Below are 20,956 nucleotides of genomic sequence, written 5' to 3'. Positions count from 1 at the left end.
GTGTCAGGCCCCTCAGGTGGGCTTGTCCATGTGGAATACCGCCTGCAGTACATTTCGCCCCTGCTCGTCAGGCAGCCCCGGGGCCATCAGCACCAGCCAGCCGTCTTCGCCCGGCAAGGCCAGACGAAACAGTGCCTGGGGCAGCCAGGTGCCTTCAGGGAGAGCGAAGTCGGCGCAGAAGCATTGGTGTCGCGGGGTCATCGCGATGCCTTCGGTGACGGTCAGCAACTCGACATCGAAGCGCTGTTCGGGCGTAACCCAGAGATCGAAGGTCATGCCCTTGGCTTGTTCGAGGGCTTGCTGGGTGGGCATTGGCAGCATGGGGAGCTCCTGAGCAGTCATCCGTGTACGGCTGCACGGCGACTCATGGCCGGGCGCCGCATCTTGAGGTAAACGCCGTTCTCGCCTTCCACCTCGAATCCATTGCGCTGATAGAGGCGTTGCGCCGGGTTGTAGCCCTCCACATACAGGCCGACGCTGAGCCCTTGCCGGTCGGCGCGCTCCAGCCATTGGCGCAGCAGCCCGCCGCCGATACCCCGGGCCCGATGGGCCGGCAATAGCGCGATATCGATGATCTGCAGGTGGGAGGCAGTCCAGAGCAGGTAGGCACGCCCGATGGGTTCGCCGTCGGCTTCGATCACCAGGTAATCGGCGTCGGGATGATGGGCCTGGTAGAAGTCGTGCTGGGCATTGAACTGCTGGGTGAGGAAGGCGTCGACATCGGCCTGGTCCCAGGGTACCTGGGCCATTTCATCGGCACGGGTGGACGCGTAAAGCTTCCGCAGGAACGCCATATCGGCGTCCACCCTAGCGCGCAGGTGCAATACGGGAGATGACATGTGTCGTGCATCCTTGCAGACAGTGCCCGAGGCGGGCGAGTCGGCTTGCTGTTATTTTTTACGCGACTTCAACCGCCAGAGAGTAACCGAAGGTGAAAGCCATTCGCCACCCTTTGGAAAATAATCAATAGAAGCAATCCTAAATATGCGAAGGAAGAGTCCGCTCTATACGTCGTAATTGCTCCAATCCTTCGTAGGCTTCACCAGCCCAACACTTCACGGCCGCCCTCACCTGCTCACTGGCCTCATCCCGTTTGCGCTGACTGTCCGCCGTGAACCACATCGACGGCTGCTTGGCATCGAACGCGGCGACGGCCTGCAACCGTGCCAGGTCCTCGTCCTCCACGCCCAGAAGCCCCGCCAGGCGCCCCCAGACCGCGCCGGGCAATTCGCTGTAGTTCAACGCAACGCCGCCGTGGCGACGGCAGAGTTCCAGGCCGCCCTGGAGGATTTCGCCGATCATCCGGCAGCTGTACTCCACGGGCGTCATGGCATGGGCGTCCGGCAGCCGCCGATCCAGGGCTGACGGGCCCAGCAGCCCGGGAACCCGATGCATGCCGGGCTGGCGCAATTGCGAGACGACGATCTCCAGCGGATCGCGATAGAGGAATATCCGTGGAACCTGCGGATAGAGCGCCGCCAGCAGAGGCGCCTCGAACACATTCCAGGCGTCCAGCTTGACCATCAACTGCTGCTCCGTCCCCAGTCGCCGCTGCCCATAAGCTGACAGCAGGGCCTCGATGCTCCGCCCCTGCCAGTCGGCCGCGGCGGCATCGAGAAAATGCGCGCGCAGCAGGTTGTCCAGTGGTGGCGGCTCCGACAGCACGATGTTGCGCGGCAGCCCGGCCAGCATCTGCGCCATCAGGGTCGAACCGCAACGGGAGGCGTGGAAGATCAGCGCCGCGGGCGCCAGGCCGGGGCTGGCGGCCTGCCAGTCGCGCAGGACCTGGATTCCGGTCTCCCGGCGAAACGCCTGGTTGAAGGGCAGCCGCAGGGCGTCGTCGACGTCGTCGCGGAAGAACGGCCGGGTCAGCCGCCGCTCACCGAACCAGCACCAGTCCACGCGCCACTCGGCGGCCTGCCGCCACACGCGAATGGGCATCCAACCGCTGAAGTCACTCATGGCCGTCACGCTCGCCATTGCTCGCTCCAAGCACTGCGCCCCTGGCGCATGGCGCTGCGCACTTCAGCCTCGGAAAACGCAAGACCCAGCTCCGCGCCCAGGCGCACGCTCTCGCGCAGGAAGTCGCGGGTGTCGCCCAGGGCCTGCAACTGCGCGGCCAGGGCGGGCTCCGCCGCCACCCGCTGACGGAACGCAGCGAACGCCCGCCCCGCGCGTCCCGGCTGCAACTCCGGAGTCCCCGCCAGCCCCCGCTCCAGCAGATCGAGCAGCCAGGGATTGGGCGCGCAATCCAGCACCAGATGGATGCGCTCACCAGGCCCCGGATTGTCGACCCGATGGGGCCGCGACAGATCGATGAACCAGCACTCGCCAGCGCCCATCGGCACCTGCAGGCCGTCGACCAGGAACTCCACGCCGGCCGGGCTCAGTAGCGGCACATGCAGGCGCAGGTCGCCATCGGGCCGCCCAAGGTCGGGGTCGCAATGCTCGTGGATACGCGCCCCCGGCCCCAGCCGCAGCAGGCGGGCGCTGCGCACCAGGGTATGAAAACTGTCCAGCAGCCCGTTCCAGGCGGCTTCGCGTTGCCACCAGCCGCTGCGCACCGGCGCGCCATGACCGGGCGCCAGGGGTAGCGGAGCATCCTCGGGGGCGATCAGCGCGACGCCACTCCAGTCGCCTTCGTAATAGCCGGTATTGAAATGCGTCTGCCAGGCCCCGGCATCCACCCGCGACAGGGCCTCCAGCAAGGGCGGCAGCTCGAACACCAGGGGCAGCCGCGAACAGCGGGGTAACGAACGTGAAGTCATGGAACGTCCTTGCTCCTTGGCAGAGGGTCAGAATCCGCTTTCCCTGACACCGAGGGCCGCCAGCCGACGCCAGGCGCTCCCCAGCAGAGACTGTCCTGCCCCCTCCAGCACCACCACGCCGCGCAGGGGCTGCGCCGGGTGGAAGGAAGCGTCCAGCGGGCTCAAGCGCACGCCATACTGGGCCTGCACCGGCTCGGCGCGGCGCTGCTCGTCGCGGCGCACGGCGATGGGGCCGTGGTGATCGGAACTCAGGGCCTCCAGCTCCAGGTAGGGGACGCCGGTGGCGTCCACTTCGTCGAGGCGCACCGCCAGCGCCGGGCGCGCCGGGTCGTCGGCGATGAAGCGGCCCTCGGCGCCGGACTGCACGCGCCAGAGACTCTCTTCGGCCAGATAGCCGCGCAGGCGCTGGCCGGGCTCCACCACCCGCGCCAGCACCTCGCCGGGGTTGAACCAGCGTCCCAGCGCCAGGTCGGGCAACAGGTCGCGCACCACGCCCGCCTGCGGCGCCCGAATCTGCAGGCGCTCGCGCTGGGCCGCCAGCCCCCGGTATTCGGCCACGGCCTCGGCCAGTCGCTGCTCGATGATGCCGGTATCGCCGACGGTTTCGCTGCGCGCCGCCTGCCGGCGCAGTTGCAGCTGGAGTATTTCGATCTCGCGGCGGGCAATGGCCTGCTTGGCCTCCAGGTCCGGAGACTCCAGCTCCAGCAGCACGGCGCCCTGCTCCACCGCCTGCCCATCTTCCACCCGCAAGGCCTTCAGGCGGGCGGCCACGGGCGCGTGCAGGGCCGTGGCGCGGGAAGCCTCCAGCATCGCCGGAACCTCGACCGAGGCCCGCCAGGGCACGGCCAGCAACGCCAGCGCCAGCACCAGGCCGATCCCCACGAAGAACACCTTGCGCGGCTCGGCCTGGTCGCGCCGTTGCCACCACTCGCGCAGCTCCCGCCAGATCGGCAGGCCGATGAACCAGACCAGTTCCACCAGCATCAGGAAGATGCCCAGCACCTTGAAGAACAGATGGTAGACCGCCAGTGCAATGCCGAAGAACAGCACCGCGCGCCAGATCCACGAGCCGAAGCCCCAGATCATCAGACGCCGCGCCATGGCCGGCGACCAGGGCTCCGGCGCCCGCTCGCCGTAGCCGAACAATGCCTCGCGCAACCGCCAGCGGCACAGGGCGAAGGCACGGGCCTGAAGGTTTTCCACCCCCAGCAGGTCGCTGACCAGGAAGTAGCCATCGAAGCGCATGAACGGATTGAGGTTGATGATCACCGTGGTGACCCAGGTGGCGCTGGCCAGCATGAAGGCCGAGGTACGCGCCGGACCGTCCGGCAGCAGCGACCAGGCCAGCAATGCCAGGACCGCCAGCACCAGTTCGGCCAGCACGCCGCCGGCGCCGATCAACAGTCGCGAGCGCCGGTCGCTCACCCGCCAGGCGTCGCTGACGTCGGTGTAGAACATCGGCAGCAGCACCATGAACGCCACGCCCATGCTCTGCACGCGGCAGCCGGCGCGCTTGGCCATGAAGGCATGGCCGAACTCGTGGCAGAGCTTGGCAAAGGTCAGCGCCACGCCGAACGCCAGCGCCCCGCCCAGGCTGAACAGGTGCGGAAAGGTGGCGATGAAACGCTGCCAGTCCCGCGCCACCAGGAACAGGCCCAGGGCGAACACCAGGGGCAGCCCCCAGCGCAGCATCCACCCGCCGTTGCGCTGCAGCACCGGCCAGGCACGGTTGAGGAAGGCATCGGGACGCCACAACGGAATGCGGAAGAACAGGTACTGGTGCAGCACCTTCTGCCACAGGCTCTGGCGCATCGCCGCTGCCTTCATCGAATAACTGGCGCGCTGCTCCGCATCGAGCGCGGCGATCAGGTCATGGCCACGCAGGAAGCGCAGCATTTCCTCCACCTCAGCCGCGCCCAGCATCTGGCCGGGCTCGGCATTGGCCGCCTGCAGCACCCGCTGCGGATCGCCCAGCGCCCAGTGGCGCAACAGGCGCACGGCGGCGCTGCCGAGCTTGAAGTAACGCCCGCGCAAGGGGTCAGCCAGGGTCCACTGCGGCGCGCCGTCCAGGCCCGGCGCGGCGGGCGAGAGCTGCAGGTCGGGACGCAGCGCCGGCAGCATCACAGGCCCAGGCTCTGGCGCAGCGCGGCCAGGGGCCGGCGCAGCAGGTAATAGGCCAGCGGCGCGCGATCGCCAAAGAGCTTCGCGGTGCCCCGTAGGCCGATGCGCGGCGGCGCGTTGAGGAAGGCCGCATCCAGCCGGTAGGCCAGTTGCCCGGCGGCGGTCGACTGCGCCTCGTAGGCGGCGCGCTCCAGCCGTGCGTCATGGCGATTCAGGGGGTCGCTGTCGAGGAACAGCGCCACCTCGGCCCCCGGCGCCAGGGAGATGGCGTCGCCCACCGGCAGCTCGATGCGCAGCTCGGCCTGGGCCGGGTCGGCGATCTGCATCAGCCGCTCGCCGGTCTGCACCGGCTTGCCGGTGAGGCGCTCGGCATCGGCGAACACCGCGATCCCGGCACGCTCGGCGCGCACTTCGCTGCGCGCCAGGAGCTGCCGGGCGTAATCGCGCTCGGCGCGCTTCTGTTCCACCCGCGCCGCCAGCAGGTCGACCCGCGCGCTCGACTCGGCATCGGCAAAGGCCCGTTGGGTGCTGGTTTTCAACTCAGCCTCGGCAACGCCCAGCGCACGCTCGGCGACGTCCGCCTGGGCCTTGAGGCTGGTGGCGTCGAAGCGCACCAGCAGGTCGCCGGCCGCCACCGTCTGATTGGGTTTGACCAGGAATTCGGCGATCACGCCATCCAGCGGCGCCGCCACCACGCGTCCGCCCAGGGGCACCACTTCGGCCGGCGCCAGCACCGACTGGCGCACCGGCACCAGCACCAGCAGGCACAGGCCGCCCGCGATCATCAGCAATTTCTTCTTCGGCCAGCGCAGGCGCCAGGGCTTGCGCGGCTGCAGCGCCAGCCACGCGTGGGCATAGGTGCTGCCCAACTGCGTCAGCAGCGCCTGCTCCGCGTCGTTCCAGGGTTGCTCGCGGGCGAGCCAGAGGCCGCCGAAGACTGCGCCCTGGCGATCCAGCAAGGGCAACCAGAACACCTCGCCCGCCGACAGCGCCTGCCAATCCGCCTGCTGCTGGGCGCCGAGGGCCTGGAAGTCCACGGTTCGGGCGGCGTTCAGCGCACCCTCGGCCTGCAACTGCGCGCCGGCCTGCTCGACGAAGGCGACGAAGGGCGAGTTCGGCTCTACCACGCTGATGCCGGTGAGCGCCCTGACCTTGCCGGCGATCAGCAGCGCCGCATGGCGAAAGCCGAACAGCGCCTGGGAGTCATTGACCATGTGATAGGCCAGCTGCTCCACCGTACCGGCGGCCCGCGCCTGGCGCTCAAGGCCGAGGAACTGCGCGAAGACGCGCTCCAGCATGCCGACCTGCGGCGCGTTCATGGCGTATCCGCGAAGCGCGCGGTGCCACTCATGCCCGCCAGCAACCCCTTGGCATCGGCCGGCAGCGCAGCGATCAGCGGCAGCATCTGGCTGCCCTCGTCGATCCGCGCGCCCAGGCGTTTCACCTCGACCTGCAGCGGTTGGCCGGTTTCATCGGGAACGAAGGTAAAGGACTGCCCCACCTTCAACTGGGACACCCAGCGCGAGGGCACCAGCAGACGGATTTCCAGGCTGCGGTTGTCGACGATCTCCAGCAACGGCGCACCGCCGGAAACGCTCTCGAACGGCTGCGCCTTGCGCTGCACCACCTGGCCGTCGAAGGGCGCCACCACCGCGCAGCGGCCCACCTGGACCTTGTAGACCTGCGCCTGGGCCTGTGCCTCGGCGAGCTTCGCCTCGGCCAGCGCCACTTCGAAACGCCCCACGGAATTCAATGCCGCCAACTGGCGGTTATGCCCCAGCTGCTCGCTGGCCGCCTTGGCGCCGGCCTGCGCGGCACTCAGCTGGGCCTGGTAGGCCGAGCAATCGAAGCGCACTAGCACATCGCCCTTGCGGAACGTCTGCCCCTCGGCGAAGGGCATCTCCAGGATGCGCCCGGACAGCTCGCTGGAAAGCATCGCCTGGTCCCGCGCGCGCAGCACGCCGCGCACATCCCCGGCACCGGCAGCGGACGGCTGAGGCGCCGCCAGCAATGGATCTTCCGAAGCCTGCTCCGAACCCTGAGCCGCGCACACGCCGTACAACGACAGTCCTAATCCCAGCCACGCCCATCCACGCATCGCTTGCCCTCCCCGGCAGTCGGCGGAGTGTACGGCAGTCCTATGGCGCCGGAAATTGTCTGACGCAATTTTCCTTCATTCGGAAAAGTCAGACCTGCCAGGTGCGACTTCCAGACAGATTTCGGAGGGCGACACCGCGGTTCGACAGACCGGCACGCGCTGTTTAACCTGCCGCCCTCTTTTATCGCCCTGTTCATAAGGAGTGCCAGCAGGATGGCCGGGACTTATCAAGGAAGCTGCCTGTGCGGCGCGATCCGCTACGAACTGCTCTCCCCGCCCAAGGCGCTGAGCCACTGCCATTGCAGCCAGTGCCGGAAGAGCCACGGCGCCGCCTTCGCCAGCTACGCCAGCGTGCCGCGCAGCGTCCTGCGCATCCTGACGGGTGCGGAAGCACTCAAATCCTTTGCCTCATCCGAAGCCGTGCTGCGGCAGTTCTGCAGCCACTGCGGCGCGTCGCTGTTCTGGTCAAGGAGCCGGGGTGAGTTTTCCGACTGGATCTCGATCGCCCTGGGCACCCTGGACACAGCCTTTACCTCGCACACGCAAAGGCATATCCAGGTCGCTTCGAAAGCGCCCTGGTTCGAACTGCCAGATCACTGGATGCAAACGGAGTGAGTGTGAAAGTGGTCGCCAGGGAAAGACAGCAAGCGGCAGGGTCTGCATAGGCCCACAGGCATGCCAGCAGGCTGATCTGGATCGGCACCTATACTGTTTCAACTGCCTGGGTTTGCCTTCCGTGCCGTACCTCTCGTCGAACCCTGCCGCACAACCAGCAGTCATCCCCCACCGCTTCACCTCCCAGAAGACCAATAAAATGAAAAAGCTAACCTTTTTTTCAGTGGTCTCGACCCTCGTTATTGCCGGCTGTACCGCGAACTCATCGATGTACGGGTCCGACACGGCGCACTCGCAGGTCTGCAAGGCCACCAGTGAGCAGGAAATCTCGGCGTTGTTCGATCGCTGGAATCGCTCACTGCAAACCGGCGACCCACACAAGGTTGTCGCCAACTATGCCGAGCACTCCGTCCTTCTTGCGACCGTATCGAACAAACCGCGAGTGACTGCGGCAGAAAAGGAGGACTACTTCCATCACTTCCTGGAAAACAAGCCGGTGGGCAAGATCGACTGGCGAATGATACAGATTGACTGCAATACCGCGGTTGACGCCGGGCTCTATACCTTCACCTTCGGCGCGACGGGCGCCCAGGTGAAAGCTCGCTATACCTACACCTACAAGTGGGACGGCAAACAGTGGCTGATTACCAGCCATCACTCTTCCGCCATGCCGGAGAAGAACTGAAGCAACGAGGGCGCATGCCCCATTGGCCGTATCGCAATGCGGATCACGGCGCCCCTTTTCAGCCGTAAGACGGCAAAGGGGACAGATTGATCTGTCCCCTTTGCATTTTTACTCTCGCGATCATGCCGCTACAGCTCGGCAATACACATCAGACGCTCACTGCACTCAAGGTAACGAATACCGGAAAACTTGAACACGCAGTTTATCAATAATGGGTTGTGCAAGCCGTGGCGGATAAACCAATCCTCACGCAGTCTGTTACTTTTACCAACTGGAATGATGGTTACCTTGCGCGCGACTTTACCGAGGATCTCGCGCATCTGATCGATGGTAAAGAAGCGGATATTGAACAGCGGATCAATCTTCTTCTGCGAGTTGAAGTAATCGGCAAACGCCTGATTATGGGCATTATGCATGGTTGCGATAATTCTCCCTTTAGTGACGCGCGCCTGCTCCTTCGCCATACGGACAATTTCTTCATCTGAAAAGAGCCCCCAGAAACCGTTGTGAAAACTGACATCAAAATGGTTATCCGGGTACTGCAAATCAAAAGCATCCATCACCAGGAAACGTTCCTGCAATGAAGGATAAAGCTTTTTGGCCAGCGCGACTGATTCCGGAGAGAAATCGATACCGTGGCCCTCGACACCTAGTTTCGTTAGCTGAACAATATCTCGAAAGCTGCCAGCGGCGATCTCCAGCACGCGCTTCTCATGGCGCTTTCGGACAGCATCAATATAGTAGGCGTGACGAATATCATTCTGATAACGGTTGAAAATTTCCTGCCACTTCTGGTCCCAGTCCTTGGCCGTAATCAGCTTTTCTGGCTCGGCGACCTGGCTCATCTTCACTATCCTGTAATTGATTTTACAACGACATGATGGTGTGAAAGGACGGCTACTTGTACGACAGCAGGCAACTGAATGAGCTGCCAGGTTGAACAATAAGAATAAATACGGATCTGTCAGCCCCATTTTTAGCGAGGCTGCCTTGGGGTACTTCACAGATGCAACGGCAGTTGGTCAATATACACGGAGAGAGCTGCAGGCCAGTATTAAACCGATCAACGGAATGGCCATATATTGAGAGTGGCAAAGTGACCTCAAAGTGCCTTCACATGGGAAGTTTTATCCTTCCACTCCAAAGCTGAACTATTGGTCAGAATTAGAGTAAAAGAATAAATCCATCCTCATTTGCCATTTATCCTTATGTGCGAATTTGCGCATTTGCGACTTACCCGTATCGCCTCAAAGGCGGCCGGGTTCGAGTTTTCGGGTCATTGCCAAGAACCGAGTGCTCATCCCAGGTCGATGAATCCGGCCCGCGCCCCCTGGCGAAAGTCCGAACCTTACAAAGATCTCAATTTCCTGCGATCCCCGTGTTAGGCGCTGCGCAATAGGCTCGGGACGACTGTATCCCGTGAATTCCACGCCCTCGGCTGCGAGGGCTACGAGCCTATTCGCAATGTTCGAGCACCTCCCCATCGACCGCCAATTGGCGCAGATCTTTCTCACCAGCGCCCGTTGCGCCTGCTTCCGGCAGACCGCCCGCAGCCTCAATCTGCACATCACGCCGATGCGCAAACAGCTGATGAAACTCGAAGCGAACCTCGGCAGTCGGCTGTTCCTGTACGAGAACCGGATGCTGCGCCTGAGCCCCACCGGAAAGCTGTTGCAGCAGGCGCTGATCGAGCGGTTCGGCGACCTGCAGCCGGAGGTGAGCTGCAACCGGCGTCGTCGCATACGCCTCGCGGTGCCATCCGACCTGCTGGATGACTTCCTCGCCCGCGACCTGATTGCCTGGCTGCGCAAGGACGCCGCGCTGAACCTGGAGATCCTGCCCCTGGAGGGCATCCCCGAGCAGCCAGCGGAAGTGACCGTATGGATAGCCGACCCCGACAGCCCACGCCCCGACCCCGGTTTCGCCCTCTCCAAGCCGACGATGCTCACGCGCCTGCACTACTGTGCGCACATGGCCAAGCGTTACGCCGGCCGCAAGCTCCCGCTCGCGGTCACGGACCTGAAGGACTTCATGCTCGCCCAGCACTCGGCCAATGCCACGATCAGGAGCTTCGAACCCTGGAACAAGCTCCTGCGCCAGCGCCAGAGCTCGGTCACCCACGTCCATTCCCAGGCATGGGTCCGGGAGCTTGTGCGCAACTCCGCCTGCGTAGGCCTGCTCCCGGCTTACGTGGCGAAGCTGGACAAGAACCTGCTGCCACTGGAACCGCTGTTCGGGCAACCCATGGAGCGTATCGCCTGGCTGGCTGTCGCGCCCCTGGCGGCCAATCTCGAAGAAGTCGAGGCGCTCGTCTCGATCGTTCTGCGCGCCTTCGAGCAACGTCGGGAATGGTTTGCCGCCGGCGACTGAACGCACCTCGGCATACAGGGAAAAACCCGCGATAGCGTCTCGCGGTCATCGCTCTGAAACAATCGAATTGCCCCCAAAAGAAACGCCGGCCCCGCGCCAAGCAAGGCCTCGCGACAGCACCACCGCGCCTGTAACGCAAGTGACACGCAAAATGCACAGAACCGTCATCCGTCCCTCCGAGCCTGCGCCTCGTCAATCACAACACGTCGCAACGAGGAGAAACGCATGTTCGGCAATCCCACCTCTCAATGGCCCGATCGCTTGACCCTGGGCCTGCTGTTGAGTGCTGCCACCGCGTCGGCCCAGGCCGGCACCGTTACCACCGATGGAGCCGACATCGTCATCAAGACCAAGGGCGGGCTTGAAGTGGCCACCGCCGACAAGGAGTTCAGCTTCAAGCTCGGCGGTCGCCTGCAAGCGGACTATGCACGCTTCGACGACTACTACACCAAGAACGGCAATACCGCCGATGCCGCCTACCTGCGCCGGGCCTTCATCGAGATCGGCGGCACCGCCTACAAGGACTGGAAGTACCAGATCAACTACGACCTCTCGCACAACACCGGCAACGACAGCACCGGCTACTTCGACGAAGCCAGCGTCACCTACACCGGCTTCGCGCCGGTCAACCTCAAGTTCGGCCGCCTCTACACCGACTTCGGCCTGGAAAAGGCCACCAGCTCCAAATGGGTGACCGCCCTCGAACGCAACATCACCTATGACCTCGCCGAGTGGATCAACGACAACAACGGCATGGGCATCCAGGCCAGCAGCACCGTCGCCGACATGGCCTTCCTCTCCGGCAGCGTGTTCAGCGAAAACAACGACGACACCGACGGCGACAGCGTGAAGCGCTACAACCTGCGCGGCGTGTTCGCGCCGCTGAACCAGCCGGGCAACGTCCTCCATGTCGGCGCGCAGTTCGCCTACCGCGACCTCAAGGACGCCGCCGTCGACACCCGCATCCGCCCCCGCATGGGTATGCGCGGCGTCGACACCAACGGCGGCAACGACGCCGGCGACAACGGCAACCGCGGCGTATTCGGCGGCATGGAAGCCCACGAGGGCCTCTGGAAGGACGACTCGGTGTGGGGCGTGGAAGGCGCCTGGGCCATGGATGCGTTTTCCGTCCAGGCCGAATACCTGAGCCGCAAGCTCAAGGCCGACCAAGCCGAGGGCGACGTGGACGCGTCGGGCTACTACGGGCAGGTCGCCTACACCCTCACCGGCGAGCCGCGCATCTACAAACTCGACGGCGCCAAGTTCGACACCATCAAGCCGGCCAACAAGCGGATGGGCGCCTGGGAAGTCTTCTACCGCTACGACGCCATCACCGTCGACGACGAGAACGTGACCACCAGCACCGCCACCCGCCAGGTCGGCGACGCCGAAGGCAAGACCCACACCCTGGGGGTCAACTGGTACGCGAACGAAGCGGTGAAGATCAGCGCCAACTACGTCAAGGTCAACACCGAGAACGTGACCAACGAGAACGGCGACGACAGCGGCGACGGCATGGTCATGCGCTTGCAGTACGTCTTCTGATCGCGGGCCACGGAGAAATGCGCAAGGGACGCTCGGGTGTCCCTTGCCCATCAAAGAAACCATCACCAGGCTCAATCAGAAGATCACGAACTGCGACCCGGCAAACATCGATGCCCGGCAAACACTGGAATATGAATGGGTAAAAGGTAAGTTCAGACTTTCGAAAGACATCAGAGTAGAGGCGTAAGGTTTGGCCTCTCCTGCCCTGGCCGCCCCAGGATGAGCAGACAGAACCAGGGGCCACCTGGCAGAGGCCCCTGGAGCACCGCGAAGCAGCCTCTCCACGCTTGCACCCGGAGCAGGGGCTTCAGGACAAGGTGAAGGGCGCACGCGGCCAGCACACCTGCGGCGAATTACTCCGATTTGAAGCAATAGACGGCAAGCTTGTTGCCATCCAGATCACGGGCGTACGCCGCATAGGCATTCGGCGCCCAGCCACGCGGGCCGGCGGCACCTTCGTCCTTGCCGCCGGCGCCAAGTGCCGCCTCGTGGAAGGCATGGATCTGCGCCCGGCTCTGCGCCTCGAAGCTGACGGTCACGCCATTGCCGATGCTGGCGGGCTGGCCGTTCGCGGGCTTGAATACGAAGAAGGACGGCTTGTCCACGCCCCAGATCGAGCCGTTGTCGCCCAGGTCGGCCAGGCGCTTGAAGCCCAGCTTGCCGAGCGTTTCGTCGTAGAACTTGCGGGCCTTGGCCAGATCGTTGGTGCCAACGGTTACGTGGGTGAAGATCGACATGAAAGTCTCCGTGATGGATGGGTGGTGACGCGAAGGAACCGGTGCCATCCGATCGGCACCGGCATGACGCTTAGAAATGGACTACCGAGCGGATGCTCTTGCCTTCGTGCATCAGCTCGAAGGCTTCGTTGATCCTCTCCAGGCCCATGGTGTGGGTGATGAAGGTGTCCAGCGGGATCTCCCCCTTGCCGGCCTTCGCGACGTAGCTCGGCAGCTCGCTGCGGCCCTTCACGCCGCCGAAGGCGGAACCGCGCCAGACACGGCCGGTGACCAGCTGGAACGGACGGGTGCTGATCTCAGCGCCTGCTGGCGCCACGCCGATGATGATCGACTCGCCCCAGCCCTTGTGGCAGCACTCCAGCGCCGCGCGCATCAGCTGCACATTGCCGATGCACTCGAAGGAGTAGTCCACGCCGCCGTCGGTCATCTCGACGATGACCTCCTGGATCGGCTTCTGGTGGTCCTTCGGATTGACGAAGTCGGTGGCGCCCAGTTGCTTGGCGATGTCGAACTTGGCCGGGTTGATGTCGATGGCGATGATGCGCGAGGCCTTGGCCATCTTCGCCCCGATGATCGCCGCCAGGCCGATGCCGCCCAGGCCGAAGATGGCGACGGTGGCGCCCTCTTCCACCTTGGCGGTGTTCAGCACCGCGCCGATGCCGGTGGTGACGCCGCAGCCGAGCAGGCAGACCTTCTCCAGCGGCGCTTCCTCGGGAATCCTGGCCAGGGAGATTTCCGGCAGCACGGTGTACTCGGAGAAGGTCGAGCAGCCCATGTAGTGGTAGATCGGCTCACCCTTGTAGGAGAAGCGGCTGGTGCCGTCGGGCATCAGGCCCTTGCCCTGGGTGGCGCGCACGGCCTGGCAGAGGTTGGTCTTGCCGGATTTGCAGAAATTGCACTCGCGGCATTCGGCGGTGTACAGCGGGATCACATGATCACCGACCTTCAACGAGGTCACGCCCTCGCCCACCGCTTCGACGATGCCGCCGCCTTCGTGGCCGAGGATGCAGGGGAACACGCCCTCGGAATCCTGGCCGGACAGGGTGTAGGCGTCGGTATGGCAAACGCCGGTGGCGACGATGCGTACCAGCACCTCGCCCTTCTTCGGCGGCGCCACATCGACTTCAACGATCTTGAGTGGCTGATTGGGCCCGAAGGCGACAGCCGCACGCGACTTGATCATGACACTGGGTACCTATCGTGGTTTTCAGATGTGTTGGGCAGGCGCAGGCCTTCCCGAGACATCGCCGCGCTCGGCGACATCGGGAATCCGGTTTGCGCGTTTCAGACTTACGGCTGAGGGCGTTCCCTCAACCCATTCAGCACGGCGGGGCCATGCGCAGTCGGGCGCAATCCCTATCCACGCCGCTCATTCCGCGCTCCTCATCTGGTGGCTCGAAACGAATTGGCGGAAGCGCTCGGTCGGCAGGCCCTCGAACAACTCTTCGGGAGTGCCCTGCGCGTCGATACGGCCCCCCTGCATGAAGATCACCCGGTTGGAAACGTGCCGGGCGAAGCCCATCTCATGGGTGACGACCAGCATGGTGCGCCCCTCTTCCGCCAGCGAGCGCATGACCTTCAGGACCTCGCCCACCAGCTCCGGGTCCAGCGCCGAGGTGGGCTCGTCGAACAGCATGACTTGCGGATTCATCGCCAGTGCCCGGGCGATCGCCACGCGCTGCTGCTGGCCGCCGGAAAGATGGGCGGGATAGTAGTGGCGCCGATCGTACAGCCCCACCTTCTGCAGTAGCCGCTCAGCCTCGTCGATGCATTCGGCGCGAGGGCGCTTGAGCACCTGCAGCGGCCCTTCCATGACATTCTCGAGCACCGTCCGGTGCGACCACAGGTTGAAGCCCTGGAACACCATGCCCAGGCGGCTGCGGATGCGCTCCACCTGGCGCCCATTGCGCGGGGCCAGGCGCCCGTCGCTGAGGCGCTTCATCTCGATGGTTTCACCGTTGAGGCAGATGCTGCCCTCATCGGGGGTTTCGAGCAGGTTGATGCAGCGCAGGAAGGTGCTCTTTCCGGACCCGCTGGCGCCGAGGATCGACACGACGTCGCCGCGCTTGGCCGCGAGTGAGATGCCCTGCAGCACTCGCACGTCGCCGTAGGACTTCTGGATATTGGACACCGACAAGGCAATGGCTGGCTGAGCGTTCATACGGAGCTCCGCTGAATGTTCGAAGGGTTGATTGCGTCGTGACGGGGACTGGCCGGCCCGCCGTCCAGCGGACGTTCGCGCAGATGGGGCGTCAGCCGGTGCTCGAACCAGCCGATGACCCGCACGATGATGTAGTTGATGACCAGGTAGATCAGCGCCGCGCAGGCGAACACTTCGACGACGCGATACGTCTTCTGGATGATCTGCTGGGCGACGCCGGTGACATCCCAGACGGTGATCAGGCTGGCCAGCGCCGTGGCCTTGAGCATCAGGATCGCCTCGGTGGAATACGCCGGCAGGATCTGGCGCAGGGTGACCGGAGCGATGACCCGCCGCAGCAACGCCCAGCGCGACATCCCGCAGGCCAGCCCGGCTTCGATCTGCCCATGAGGGACACTGAGCAGGCCGCCCCGGATGATCTCGGCGGTGTAGCCCGCCGTGCACAGCGCCAGGGACACCACCGCGCAGCCGTATGGCGAGCGCAGGACCGACCAGGCAATGCTGTGGCGGATGAAGGAGAATTGTCCGAGGCCGTAGTAGATCAGGTACATCTGGATGATCAGCGGCGTGCCGCGGAAGAGCCAGATATAGCAGCGCGCCGGATTGCTCAGCAGCGGCGAGTGACTGACGCGCATGCTGACGATGCCCAGCGACAGCAGCAGCCCCAGCGAAAGCGAGCTGGCGAACAGCGTCAGCGTGGTAGGCAGGGCTGCCAGCAACTTGAGCATGGTATCGAGGAGGAACGGGAAATCGATCATGTGCGGCTCGCCTGCATCAGTGTTGGACGGGAGTGCGTCGCTGAGTGCGACTCACGCGAGCCTCGGCAATGCTGAAGACCCGGCCCGACAGCCCGGTCAGCAGCAGATAGCCGATGCCGCCGATGATGTAGAAGGTGAAGTACTGGCGCGTGGAGCCGGCCGCCATCAGGCTGGCGCGCATCAGCTCGACCAGGCCGATGACCGAGATCAGCGACGAGTCCTTCAAGGTCATCTGCCACACATTGCCCAGGCCGGGCAGCGAGTAACCCAGCACCTGGGGCAGCAGGACGCGGCGGATGCGCGTGAACGGGCTCATGCCGATGGCCAGCGCCGCCTCCAGCTGGCCCTTGGGAATGGCCAGGAACGCCCCGCGATAGACCTCCGCCTGGTACGACCCCGAGAGCAGGCCGACCGCGAGCGCGCCCACCCAGAACGGCGGCATGTCGATGTAGCCGGTCTTGCCGAACCAGTGGCCGATGGCCGATGCCAGCGTGGCGCCACCGAAGTAGAACAGATAGATGACCAGCAGCTCCGGGATGCCACGGACCAGCACCAGGTAGGCGTTGCCAAGCCAGCGCAGGCTTGGCCGCCGGGACAGCTTGGCGGTCGCCACCAGGCTGCCGAGCAGCGCGCCGACCAGCAGAGACACCAGTGTCAGCAACAGGGTCATGCCGATGGCGCTCAGCAATATCGAGCCCCAACCCGCCTCACCGAAGCTGAGCAATTGCAAGGTTTCCATATACATCTCCTCGTATCGATCGGCCTGCCGCTGGCGGTCGGTCACGGACCGGACCGGCAGCGGCGCGTCGATGAATCGCCAAGATGTCCAGGCCGTTCACACCCGCAGGCGTCGCCTCGCGGTTCGCCCTGGACCTCTCGAAATCAGCGGACTCAGGGCGTGATGTCGACCTTGAACCATTTCTCGGAGAGTTTCTTCACGGTGCCGTCCGCCAGCGCGGCGCTCAGCGCCTCGTCGAATTTGGCTTTCAGCTCGGGCGTGTCCTGGCGGAAGGCCAGCGCTTCGCCCGGCCCCCAGATCGGGCCACCGATCTTGAAGCCGACCATGGCCACCGACTTGTTCTCGGGCTTGTCGAGAGTCGAGAGGAAGAAGGTCACGTCGTCGAAGGCGAAGTCGATGCGACCGGCCTGCAGATCGAGGACATGCTCGCCGGACTTCTTGTACTGGCGGATGGTGGCGATGTCCTTGAAGTTGTTTTCAACGAATTCCGTGTAGGCGGTGCCTGACTGGATGCCGATGGTCTTGCCATCCAGAAGCGTGCGCAGCTTGTCGATGTAGGGCTTGTCGGCCTGGGCGTCGCCGGTGAGCTTGACCGTCTGCTCGGCCAGGCCGGCCTGGGCGATCAGCTCCTGGTCGGCCGCCGCGAGCACGCCCTGGGTGGCCGCGTAGGGCCGGGAGAAGGCAATCACCTTCTCGCGCTCGGGAGTGATGACGATGGCGTCCATCAGGACATCGAACTTGCCCGCCTGCAGGCCGGGAATCATCCCGTCCCAGTCCTGGGACTTCAGCGTGCATTGAATCTTGATACGGGCACAGAGGTCCGCCAGCAGTTCGGGCTCGAAACCGCCGATCTGGCCGTTGGGCAATGTCAGGTTCCAGGGATCGTAGGCCGCCTCGGTGGCGACGGTGACGGAGGTCCATTCCTTGGCCTGGGTTGCCGACATGAACAACCAGGCCGCGCCGACGAGGGCAACCTTGGCTGTGTTCACTAACGCTTTGCTTCTTGTTGTTGTCATATGCGTTCCCCGTTGCACGGTTACGGGATTATTCGTGGCTTCCCCTCGACATGCGGGGAAGCCTTTCTTTGGACCATCCTGTTTTGCTGGTCGTGTTACTCAGCTCGCACGCCCATAGAAGCCGATGCTTTCCTCCTCGCTGAACACCACATCCTGCTTCTCGTAGTAGGAGAAGATGGAAATCAGCCGCTCCCGCGGCCCTTGCACGGGCGTCACCCGATGCAGCGAGTTCACGCCTCGGAACACGTTCAGGGTGCCCGCTTCCAGCGAAAGGGTCTTGATCTCGGGATCACGCCCGTCCAGCACGTCCGCGATGCCGTCGTAGTTGGGATTCTCGGCGGAGCGCAGATTGCTCCGGTACTGGAACTTACCGCCCGCGAGAGGCTCCTGCAGCAGCAGCGTGGTGGTGAACTCGCTCCTGTCGAAGTGCCAGTTCAGCGCTTCGCCGTCGCGGTAGCCCATGACATTAACGCGGGCCAGCGGGTCCTTCATCATGTGCAACGAAGGCTTGCCCATGACCGCCGCGATAAAGCGCAGCAACGGCGGGTATTCGTAGATGGCCAGCACGATGCTCTTTTCGATCTGGTCTGCGCACAAGGTGTGGTTGGTCGACTCCACCTCGCGCAGCGCCGGATGGCTCGCCTCCACACCCTTGAAGTCCGGCAGGAAATAGATGTTGTGCCGGCGCGAGTGCGTGTGCGACTGGTTGTCCATCTTCGGCTGCAGCTCGGCCACGGCCTGCTCGATGGCCTGCGGCCTCATCAGCTGCTTGAGGTTGAACATGCCCGTCTCTTGCAGCTCTGCCGCCGCCAGATCGACGGCGGCCTGCCATTCGGGGCTGCCCTCCCGATCCAGCGGATAGCGGTCCAAATCCAGGATGTCTTTCATCAGTGCCTCCCTAGTGGTTGAGGCATGAACGTACCCGGAGAAAAACTTTGTCACAACGGCATTAATTGTTAGCTTACCCTTAGAAAATCTTTCGAAGGAGTCACACATGGATCGGCTTCCTCCCCTCAATGCCGTCAAGGCTTTCGAGGTCGCCGCGCGGATGGGCAGCTTCGTGCTGGCCGCCGCGGAGCTGGGCGTGTCCGCAGCGGCGGTCAGCCAGCAGGTCAGGCTCCTGGAGCAGTTCCTGGAGCGCAAACTCTTCGTCCGCACGGGCAACCGGATCACGCTCACCGATGCCGGGCATGCGATCTTTCCGCAGACCTCCCGCGCGCTGAACGACATCGCCGCCATGACCACGCGGATCATCGAGGGCGACCTGCACTCGCGCCGGCTGGTGGTCAGCGTACCCTTCTCCCTCGCCGAACCCTGGCTGGCCCCGAAGCTGTCGGCCCTGCAGGAGATCTATCCGCACCTCTCGATCGACATACGGGTGGAAGACGACCCGGTGGACCTCGCCCGGCATGACATCGACATCAGGGTCAGCTACGGCGACTACCACTACCCCGGGGTGGAAGCCGTTCATCTGGTGCGCGACGAAGTGCTTCCGGTCTGTACGCCCGAGCTATGGGCGAAGCACGGCAACGACGCATTCAACCTCACGCAGATTCCGCAGAACCTGTTCATCCACACCCACTGGGGCGCGAGCTATGCGTCCGGGCCCACCTGGCACGACTGGTTCTCGCTGATCGCCACCAACTACTACCCCGACCCGAAACAAGGCGTGCGCTGCGGCCTCTCGAGCCTGTCGGTTTCGCTGGCACGCCTGGGGCTCGGCATTGCCCTGGGGCACCGGCTCATCGCCCAGACCGACCTCGACGCCGGACGCCTGATCGCCCTCTCCCCGGTATCACTCCCCTTGGGCCATCCTTACTGCGCCTTCGTCCCGACGACCAAGAAGGGACGCAAGGACATCGTCCAGATGATGGGACTGCTGAAGCAGTAGCGGCAGAAGAGGGGCGCGAAACACCGCTCAGAGCAGCTCGATCCCGAACCGCCGCACGAACAGGGCGAACAGGCCGAAGCACGTCATGGTGATGACGATGCAGGCGATCAGCGTCGGCCAGAAGCCCAGGCGCGGCAGTAGCAGCGGGAAGGCCAGGAACATCGGCAGCGTGGGCACCACGTACCAGAAGGTGTACCAGGCGTGGTTGGCGATCTTCTCCTGGCTCTGCTGTTCGACGTACAGCCAGATCAGCGTCAGCACGGTCACCAGCGGCAGTGCGGCCACCAGGCCGCCGAGCTTGTCGCTGCGCTTGGCCAGTTCGGACACCAGCACCACGATGCCGGCGGTCAGGAAGTATTTGGTGATGATCCAGGCCATGGCTGCTCCAGGGCGCTCGCCGGGTGGCGGCGCGTTGCGGTCTGGCTGGCATCCTATCCAGTCTTGGCGCCGCACAGAAGTCGTCTGCTCATCGACATTGGGTCGAACAGGGCGTGCCCTGCCCGACCCGTTGCCAAGGGAGGTCAGTGGCCGCCGTGCGGCGTACCACTCTCCATCAGGCGCACCGCATCGACGAAGCGCAGCCACTGTTTGCCCTGCCACTCCAGCACCGACAGCATGTGCCCCTGGATATCCCGCTGCTGGTAGCGGGGCGCGCCGGGGGTGTCGTAGTGGGCGTCGCGCAGCGCGGGCACCACCTCGTGGCACAGCCACTGCCGCAGGCTGCGGTTTTCCGGGTGGAAGAAGTACACCAGAAACAGCGCGTAGACGCCGCTTTCGCTGACCAGCAGTTCATCCTCCTGGGCGCCGGCCAGCCGCTCCCAGCGGAGCTGGTCGGCGTCGAGTTTCTGGGTGATGCGCGGGGTGACGTGGCTGTTGGTCAGCCGGGCCACGTCGCGCAGGACGAACCACGGCTGCTGTTCGATCATCAGGCCGCGCAGCCGGCGATTGTGGCGTTGGAAGGTGTGGGGCGTGAGGCCGTCATCGGCCGGGAAGGTTATCGAGGTAGTCATCTGGAGCTTCCTGCTTGATCCAAGAAGCCGCCCCCCGAAACATCCGAAAAAGGGAGGCGGACCGTGCAAGGGTGGAAAACCGGAATCTCACGCAAGACCGGTCGGGCCCAAGCCCGCCTTACACGGTCCGCCATAGACAGCCAAAGCTGACCCGGCCTTGATAACGGACGAGCTGACTTTGCTATGGCGTTAAGCGCGAGATTCACAGGTTTCCACACCTGACCACAGCTGTACTGCGGCGAAGGGAACGCTACGCAGCCGCCTTGTAGGACCGCAACGCCAAGGCTGCGTAGGGCATTTCCCGAATTAACTCCCCCCCGCCACTCCCCCGCACCGCACCTGACAGATTTGTCACCTGCGCCTCATCCAGCCGTTATCCGCGCTCCTGCACGATGCCCGTGGCCCTCGCCACGCCTGGGCGAAAACAACAACAGCAGGCGGT

At 64.3% G+C, this 20,956-nt stretch carries 22 protein-coding genes; 5 read left to right on the top strand and 17 right to left on the bottom strand.

Translation table 11 applies throughout. From position 1 onward, the window contains the following. Window positions 1-12 precede the first annotated feature (12 nt). The 7 genes from ACNFBT_RS20875 to ACNFBT_RS20845 form a co-directional block, all read right to left on the bottom strand. Window positions 13-321 (bottom strand): DUF6916 family protein, encoded by a 309-nt coding sequence (locus ACNFBT_RS20875; protein ID WP_416752611.1) that lies wholly within the window; start codon window positions 319-321, stop codon window positions 13-15. Between the two features lie 17 nt (window positions 322-338). Continuing rightward, on the bottom strand, window positions 339-794 hold the full coding sequence (locus ACNFBT_RS20870; protein ID WP_416752609.1) for a GNAT family N-acetyltransferase: 456 nt from the start codon (window positions 792-794) through the stop codon (window positions 339-341). A gap of 184 nt (window positions 795-978) precedes the next feature. After that, window positions 979-1,980 (bottom strand): sulfotransferase family protein, encoded by a 1,002-nt coding sequence (locus tag ACNFBT_RS20865; protein ID WP_416752607.1) that lies wholly within the window; start codon window positions 1,978-1,980, stop codon window positions 979-981. Next, window positions 1,968-2,768, bottom strand: coding sequence for an aspartyl/asparaginyl beta-hydroxylase domain-containing protein (locus ACNFBT_RS20860; RefSeq protein ID WP_416752605.1), 801 nt, complete (start codon window positions 2,766-2,768; stop codon window positions 1,968-1,970). Before ACNFBT_RS20860 ends, ACNFBT_RS20865 begins: the two co-directional genes overlap by 13 nt. Before the next feature lie 27 nt (window positions 2,769-2,795). Further along, window positions 2,796-4,892, bottom strand: coding sequence for a biotin/lipoyl-binding protein (locus ACNFBT_RS20855; protein ID WP_416752603.1), 2,097 nt, complete (start codon window positions 4,890-4,892; stop codon window positions 2,796-2,798). Continuing rightward, window positions 4,889-6,208: an efflux RND transporter periplasmic adaptor subunit gene (locus ACNFBT_RS20850; RefSeq protein WP_416752601.1), complete on the bottom strand. Its 1,320-nt coding sequence runs from the start codon at window positions 6,206-6,208 to the stop codon at window positions 4,889-4,891. The genes ACNFBT_RS20855 and ACNFBT_RS20850 overlap by 4 nt, the downstream gene beginning before the upstream one ends. After that, on the bottom strand, window positions 6,205-6,987 hold the full coding sequence (locus tag ACNFBT_RS20845; RefSeq protein WP_416752599.1) for an efflux RND transporter periplasmic adaptor subunit: 783 nt from the start codon (window positions 6,985-6,987) through the stop codon (window positions 6,205-6,207). The genes ACNFBT_RS20850 and ACNFBT_RS20845 overlap by 4 nt, the downstream gene beginning before the upstream one ends. A gap of 213 nt (window positions 6,988-7,200) precedes the next feature. Between ACNFBT_RS20845 and ACNFBT_RS20840 the strand changes: the two genes are divergently transcribed. Together ACNFBT_RS20840 and ACNFBT_RS20835 are read left to right on the top strand one after the other, a co-directional pair. After that, window positions 7,201-7,602: a GFA family protein gene (locus ACNFBT_RS20840; protein ID WP_416752597.1), complete on the top strand. Its 402-nt coding sequence runs from the start codon at window positions 7,201-7,203 to the stop codon at window positions 7,600-7,602. 268 nt (window positions 7,603-7,870) lie between these two features. Continuing rightward, window positions 7,871-8,287, top strand: a complete 417-nt coding sequence (locus tag ACNFBT_RS20835; protein WP_416752668.1) for an SgcJ/EcaC family oxidoreductase — start codon at window positions 7,871-7,873, stop codon at window positions 8,285-8,287. A 128-nt stretch (window positions 8,288-8,415) separates the two neighbouring features. On the opposite strand, the gene ACNFBT_RS20830 is transcribed toward ACNFBT_RS20835, so the two are convergent. Then, window positions 8,416-9,132: a class I SAM-dependent methyltransferase gene (locus tag ACNFBT_RS20830; RefSeq protein WP_416752595.1), complete on the bottom strand. Its 717-nt coding sequence runs from the start codon at window positions 9,130-9,132 to the stop codon at window positions 8,416-8,418. A 619-nt stretch (window positions 9,133-9,751) separates the two neighbouring features. Here ACNFBT_RS20830 and ACNFBT_RS20825 point away from each other — a divergent pair. Next, the gene (locus tag ACNFBT_RS20825; protein WP_416752593.1) at window positions 9,752-10,657 is read left to right on the top strand and encodes a LysR family transcriptional regulator; all 906 of its coding nucleotides are present in this window, start codon (window positions 9,752-9,754) and stop codon (window positions 10,655-10,657) included. 225 nt (window positions 10,658-10,882) lie between these two features. After that, entirely contained in the window at window positions 10,883-12,202 is a 1,320-nt protein-coding gene (locus tag ACNFBT_RS20820; protein ID WP_416752591.1) for an OprO/OprP family phosphate-selective porin, read from the top strand. A gap of 353 nt (window positions 12,203-12,555) precedes the next feature. On the opposite strand, the gene ACNFBT_RS20815 is transcribed toward ACNFBT_RS20820, so the two are convergent. The 7 genes from ACNFBT_RS20815 to ACNFBT_RS20785 all read right to left on the bottom strand — a co-directional run bounded on the left by ACNFBT_RS20815 (window position 12,556) and on the right by ACNFBT_RS20785 (window position 18,501). Further along, window positions 12,556-12,939, bottom strand: a complete 384-nt coding sequence (locus ACNFBT_RS20815; protein ID WP_416752589.1) for a VOC family protein — start codon at window positions 12,937-12,939, stop codon at window positions 12,556-12,558. A gap of 70 nt (window positions 12,940-13,009) precedes the next feature. After that, the gene (locus ACNFBT_RS20810) at window positions 13,010-14,122 is read right to left on the bottom strand and encodes an S-(hydroxymethyl)glutathione dehydrogenase/class III alcohol dehydrogenase (protein ID WP_416752587.1); all 1,113 of its coding nucleotides are present in this window, start codon (window positions 14,120-14,122) and stop codon (window positions 13,010-13,012) included. Window positions 14,123-14,308: 186 nt separating this feature from the next. Beyond that, complete coding sequence (locus ACNFBT_RS20805; RefSeq protein WP_416752585.1) at window positions 14,309-15,100, bottom strand: ABC transporter ATP-binding protein; 792 nt, start codon at window positions 15,098-15,100, stop codon at window positions 14,309-14,311. Continuing rightward, window positions 15,097-15,858 carry an ABC transporter permease gene (locus ACNFBT_RS20800; protein WP_416752583.1) on the bottom strand — a complete coding sequence of 254 codons (762 nt, stop codon included), beginning with the start codon at window positions 15,856-15,858 and terminating at the stop codon, window positions 15,097-15,099. Before ACNFBT_RS20800 ends, ACNFBT_RS20805 begins: the two co-directional genes overlap by 4 nt. Before the next feature lie 16 nt (window positions 15,859-15,874). Further along, a complete protein-coding gene (locus tag ACNFBT_RS20795; protein ID WP_416752581.1) occupies window positions 15,875-16,597 on the bottom strand; it encodes an ABC transporter permease in 723 nt (240 codons plus the stop codon). A 152-nt stretch (window positions 16,598-16,749) separates the two neighbouring features. Continuing rightward, window positions 16,750-17,586, bottom strand: coding sequence for a transporter substrate-binding domain-containing protein (locus ACNFBT_RS20790; protein WP_416752579.1), 837 nt, complete (start codon window positions 17,584-17,586; stop codon window positions 16,750-16,752). A 126-nt stretch (window positions 17,587-17,712) separates the two neighbouring features. Then, window positions 17,713-18,501, bottom strand: a complete 789-nt coding sequence (locus tag ACNFBT_RS20785; RefSeq protein WP_416752577.1) for a 2OG-Fe(II) oxygenase — start codon at window positions 18,499-18,501, stop codon at window positions 17,713-17,715. A 106-nt stretch (window positions 18,502-18,607) separates the two neighbouring features. Between ACNFBT_RS20785 and ACNFBT_RS20780 the strand changes: the two genes are divergently transcribed. Next, complete coding sequence (locus tag ACNFBT_RS20780; protein ID WP_416752575.1) at window positions 18,608-19,504, top strand: LysR substrate-binding domain-containing protein; 897 nt, start codon at window positions 18,608-18,610, stop codon at window positions 19,502-19,504. A gap of 27 nt (window positions 19,505-19,531) precedes the next feature. Here ACNFBT_RS20780 and ACNFBT_RS20775 read toward each other — a convergent pair whose 3' ends face one another. Then, complete coding sequence (locus ACNFBT_RS20775) at window positions 19,532-19,882, bottom strand: DUF3147 family protein (protein WP_416752573.1); 351 nt, start codon at window positions 19,880-19,882, stop codon at window positions 19,532-19,534. Window positions 19,883-20,025: 143 nt separating this feature from the next. Further along, window positions 20,026-20,514 (bottom strand): Bro-N domain-containing protein, encoded by a 489-nt coding sequence (locus tag ACNFBT_RS20770; protein ID WP_416752571.1) that lies wholly within the window; start codon window positions 20,512-20,514, stop codon window positions 20,026-20,028. Window positions 20,515-20,956: the final 442 nt, after the last annotated feature.

This window comes from Pseudomonas sp. NY15181, assembly GCF_048068055.1.
GTDB lineage: Bacteria > Pseudomonadota > Gammaproteobacteria > Pseudomonadales > Pseudomonadaceae > Pseudomonas.
This window is presented reverse-complemented; position numbering and strand designations above follow the sequence as displayed.

Bases quoted from the DNA above. Each gene is read 5' to 3' on its own strand.
- ACNFBT_RS20800 (WP_416752583.1), bottom strand. From the start codon at position 15,858: ATGATCGATTTCCCGTTCCTCCTCGATACCATGCTCAAGTTGCTGGCA.
- ACNFBT_RS20805 (WP_416752585.1), bottom strand. From the start codon at position 15,100: ATGAACGCTCAGCCAGCCATTGCCTTGTCGGTGTCCAATATCCAGAAG.
- ACNFBT_RS20780 (WP_416752575.1), top strand. From the start codon at position 18,608: ATGGATCGGCTTCCTCCCCTCAATGCCGTCAAGGCTTTCGAGGTCGCC.
- ACNFBT_RS20820 (WP_416752591.1), top strand. From the start codon at position 10,883: ATGTTCGGCAATCCCACCTCTCAATGGCCCGATCGCTTGACCCTGGGC.
- ACNFBT_RS20870 (WP_416752609.1), bottom strand. From the start codon at position 794: ATGGCGTTCCTGCGGAAGCTTTACGCGTCCACCCGTGCCGATGAAATG.
- ACNFBT_RS20825 (WP_416752593.1), top strand. From the start codon at position 9,752: ATGTTCGAGCACCTCCCCATCGACCGCCAATTGGCGCAGATCTTTCTC.
- ACNFBT_RS20860 (WP_416752605.1), bottom strand. From the start codon at position 2,768: ATGACTTCACGTTCGTTACCCCGCTGTTCGCGGCTGCCCCTGGTGTTC.
- ACNFBT_RS20785 (WP_416752577.1), bottom strand. From the start codon at position 18,501: ATGAAAGACATCCTGGATTTGGACCGCTATCCGCTGGATCGGGAGGGC.
- ACNFBT_RS20830 (WP_416752595.1), bottom strand. From the start codon at position 9,132: ATGAGCCAGGTCGCCGAGCCAGAAAAGCTGATTACGGCCAAGGACTGG.
- ACNFBT_RS20850 (WP_416752601.1), bottom strand. From the start codon at position 6,208: ATGAACGCGCCGCAGGTCGGCATGCTGGAGCGCGTCTTCGCGCAGTTC.
- ACNFBT_RS20845 (WP_416752599.1), bottom strand. From the start codon at position 6,987: ATGCGTGGATGGGCGTGGCTGGGATTAGGACTGTCGTTGTACGGCGTG.
- ACNFBT_RS20770 (WP_416752571.1), bottom strand. From the start codon at position 20,514: ATGACTACCTCGATAACCTTCCCGGCCGATGACGGCCTCACGCCCCAC.
- ACNFBT_RS20865 (WP_416752607.1), bottom strand. From the start codon at position 1,980: ATGGCGAGCGTGACGGCCATGAGTGACTTCAGCGGTTGGATGCCCATT.
- ACNFBT_RS20840 (WP_416752597.1), top strand. From the start codon at position 7,201: ATGGCCGGGACTTATCAAGGAAGCTGCCTGTGCGGCGCGATCCGCTAC.
- ACNFBT_RS20875 (WP_416752611.1), bottom strand. From the start codon at position 321: ATGCTGCCAATGCCCACCCAGCAAGCCCTCGAACAAGCCAAGGGCATG.
- ACNFBT_RS20795 (WP_416752581.1), bottom strand. From the start codon at position 16,597: ATGGAAACCTTGCAATTGCTCAGCTTCGGTGAGGCGGGTTGGGGCTCG.
- ACNFBT_RS20835 (WP_416752668.1), top strand. From the start codon at position 7,871: ATGTACGGGTCCGACACGGCGCACTCGCAGGTCTGCAAGGCCACCAGT.
- ACNFBT_RS20815 (WP_416752589.1), bottom strand. From the start codon at position 12,939: ATGTCGATCTTCACCCACGTAACCGTTGGCACCAACGATCTGGCCAAG.
- ACNFBT_RS20775 (WP_416752573.1), bottom strand. From the start codon at position 19,882: ATGGCCTGGATCATCACCAAATACTTCCTGACCGCCGGCATCGTGGTG.
- ACNFBT_RS20810 (WP_416752587.1), bottom strand. From the start codon at position 14,122: ATGATCAAGTCGCGTGCGGCTGTCGCCTTCGGGCCCAATCAGCCACTC.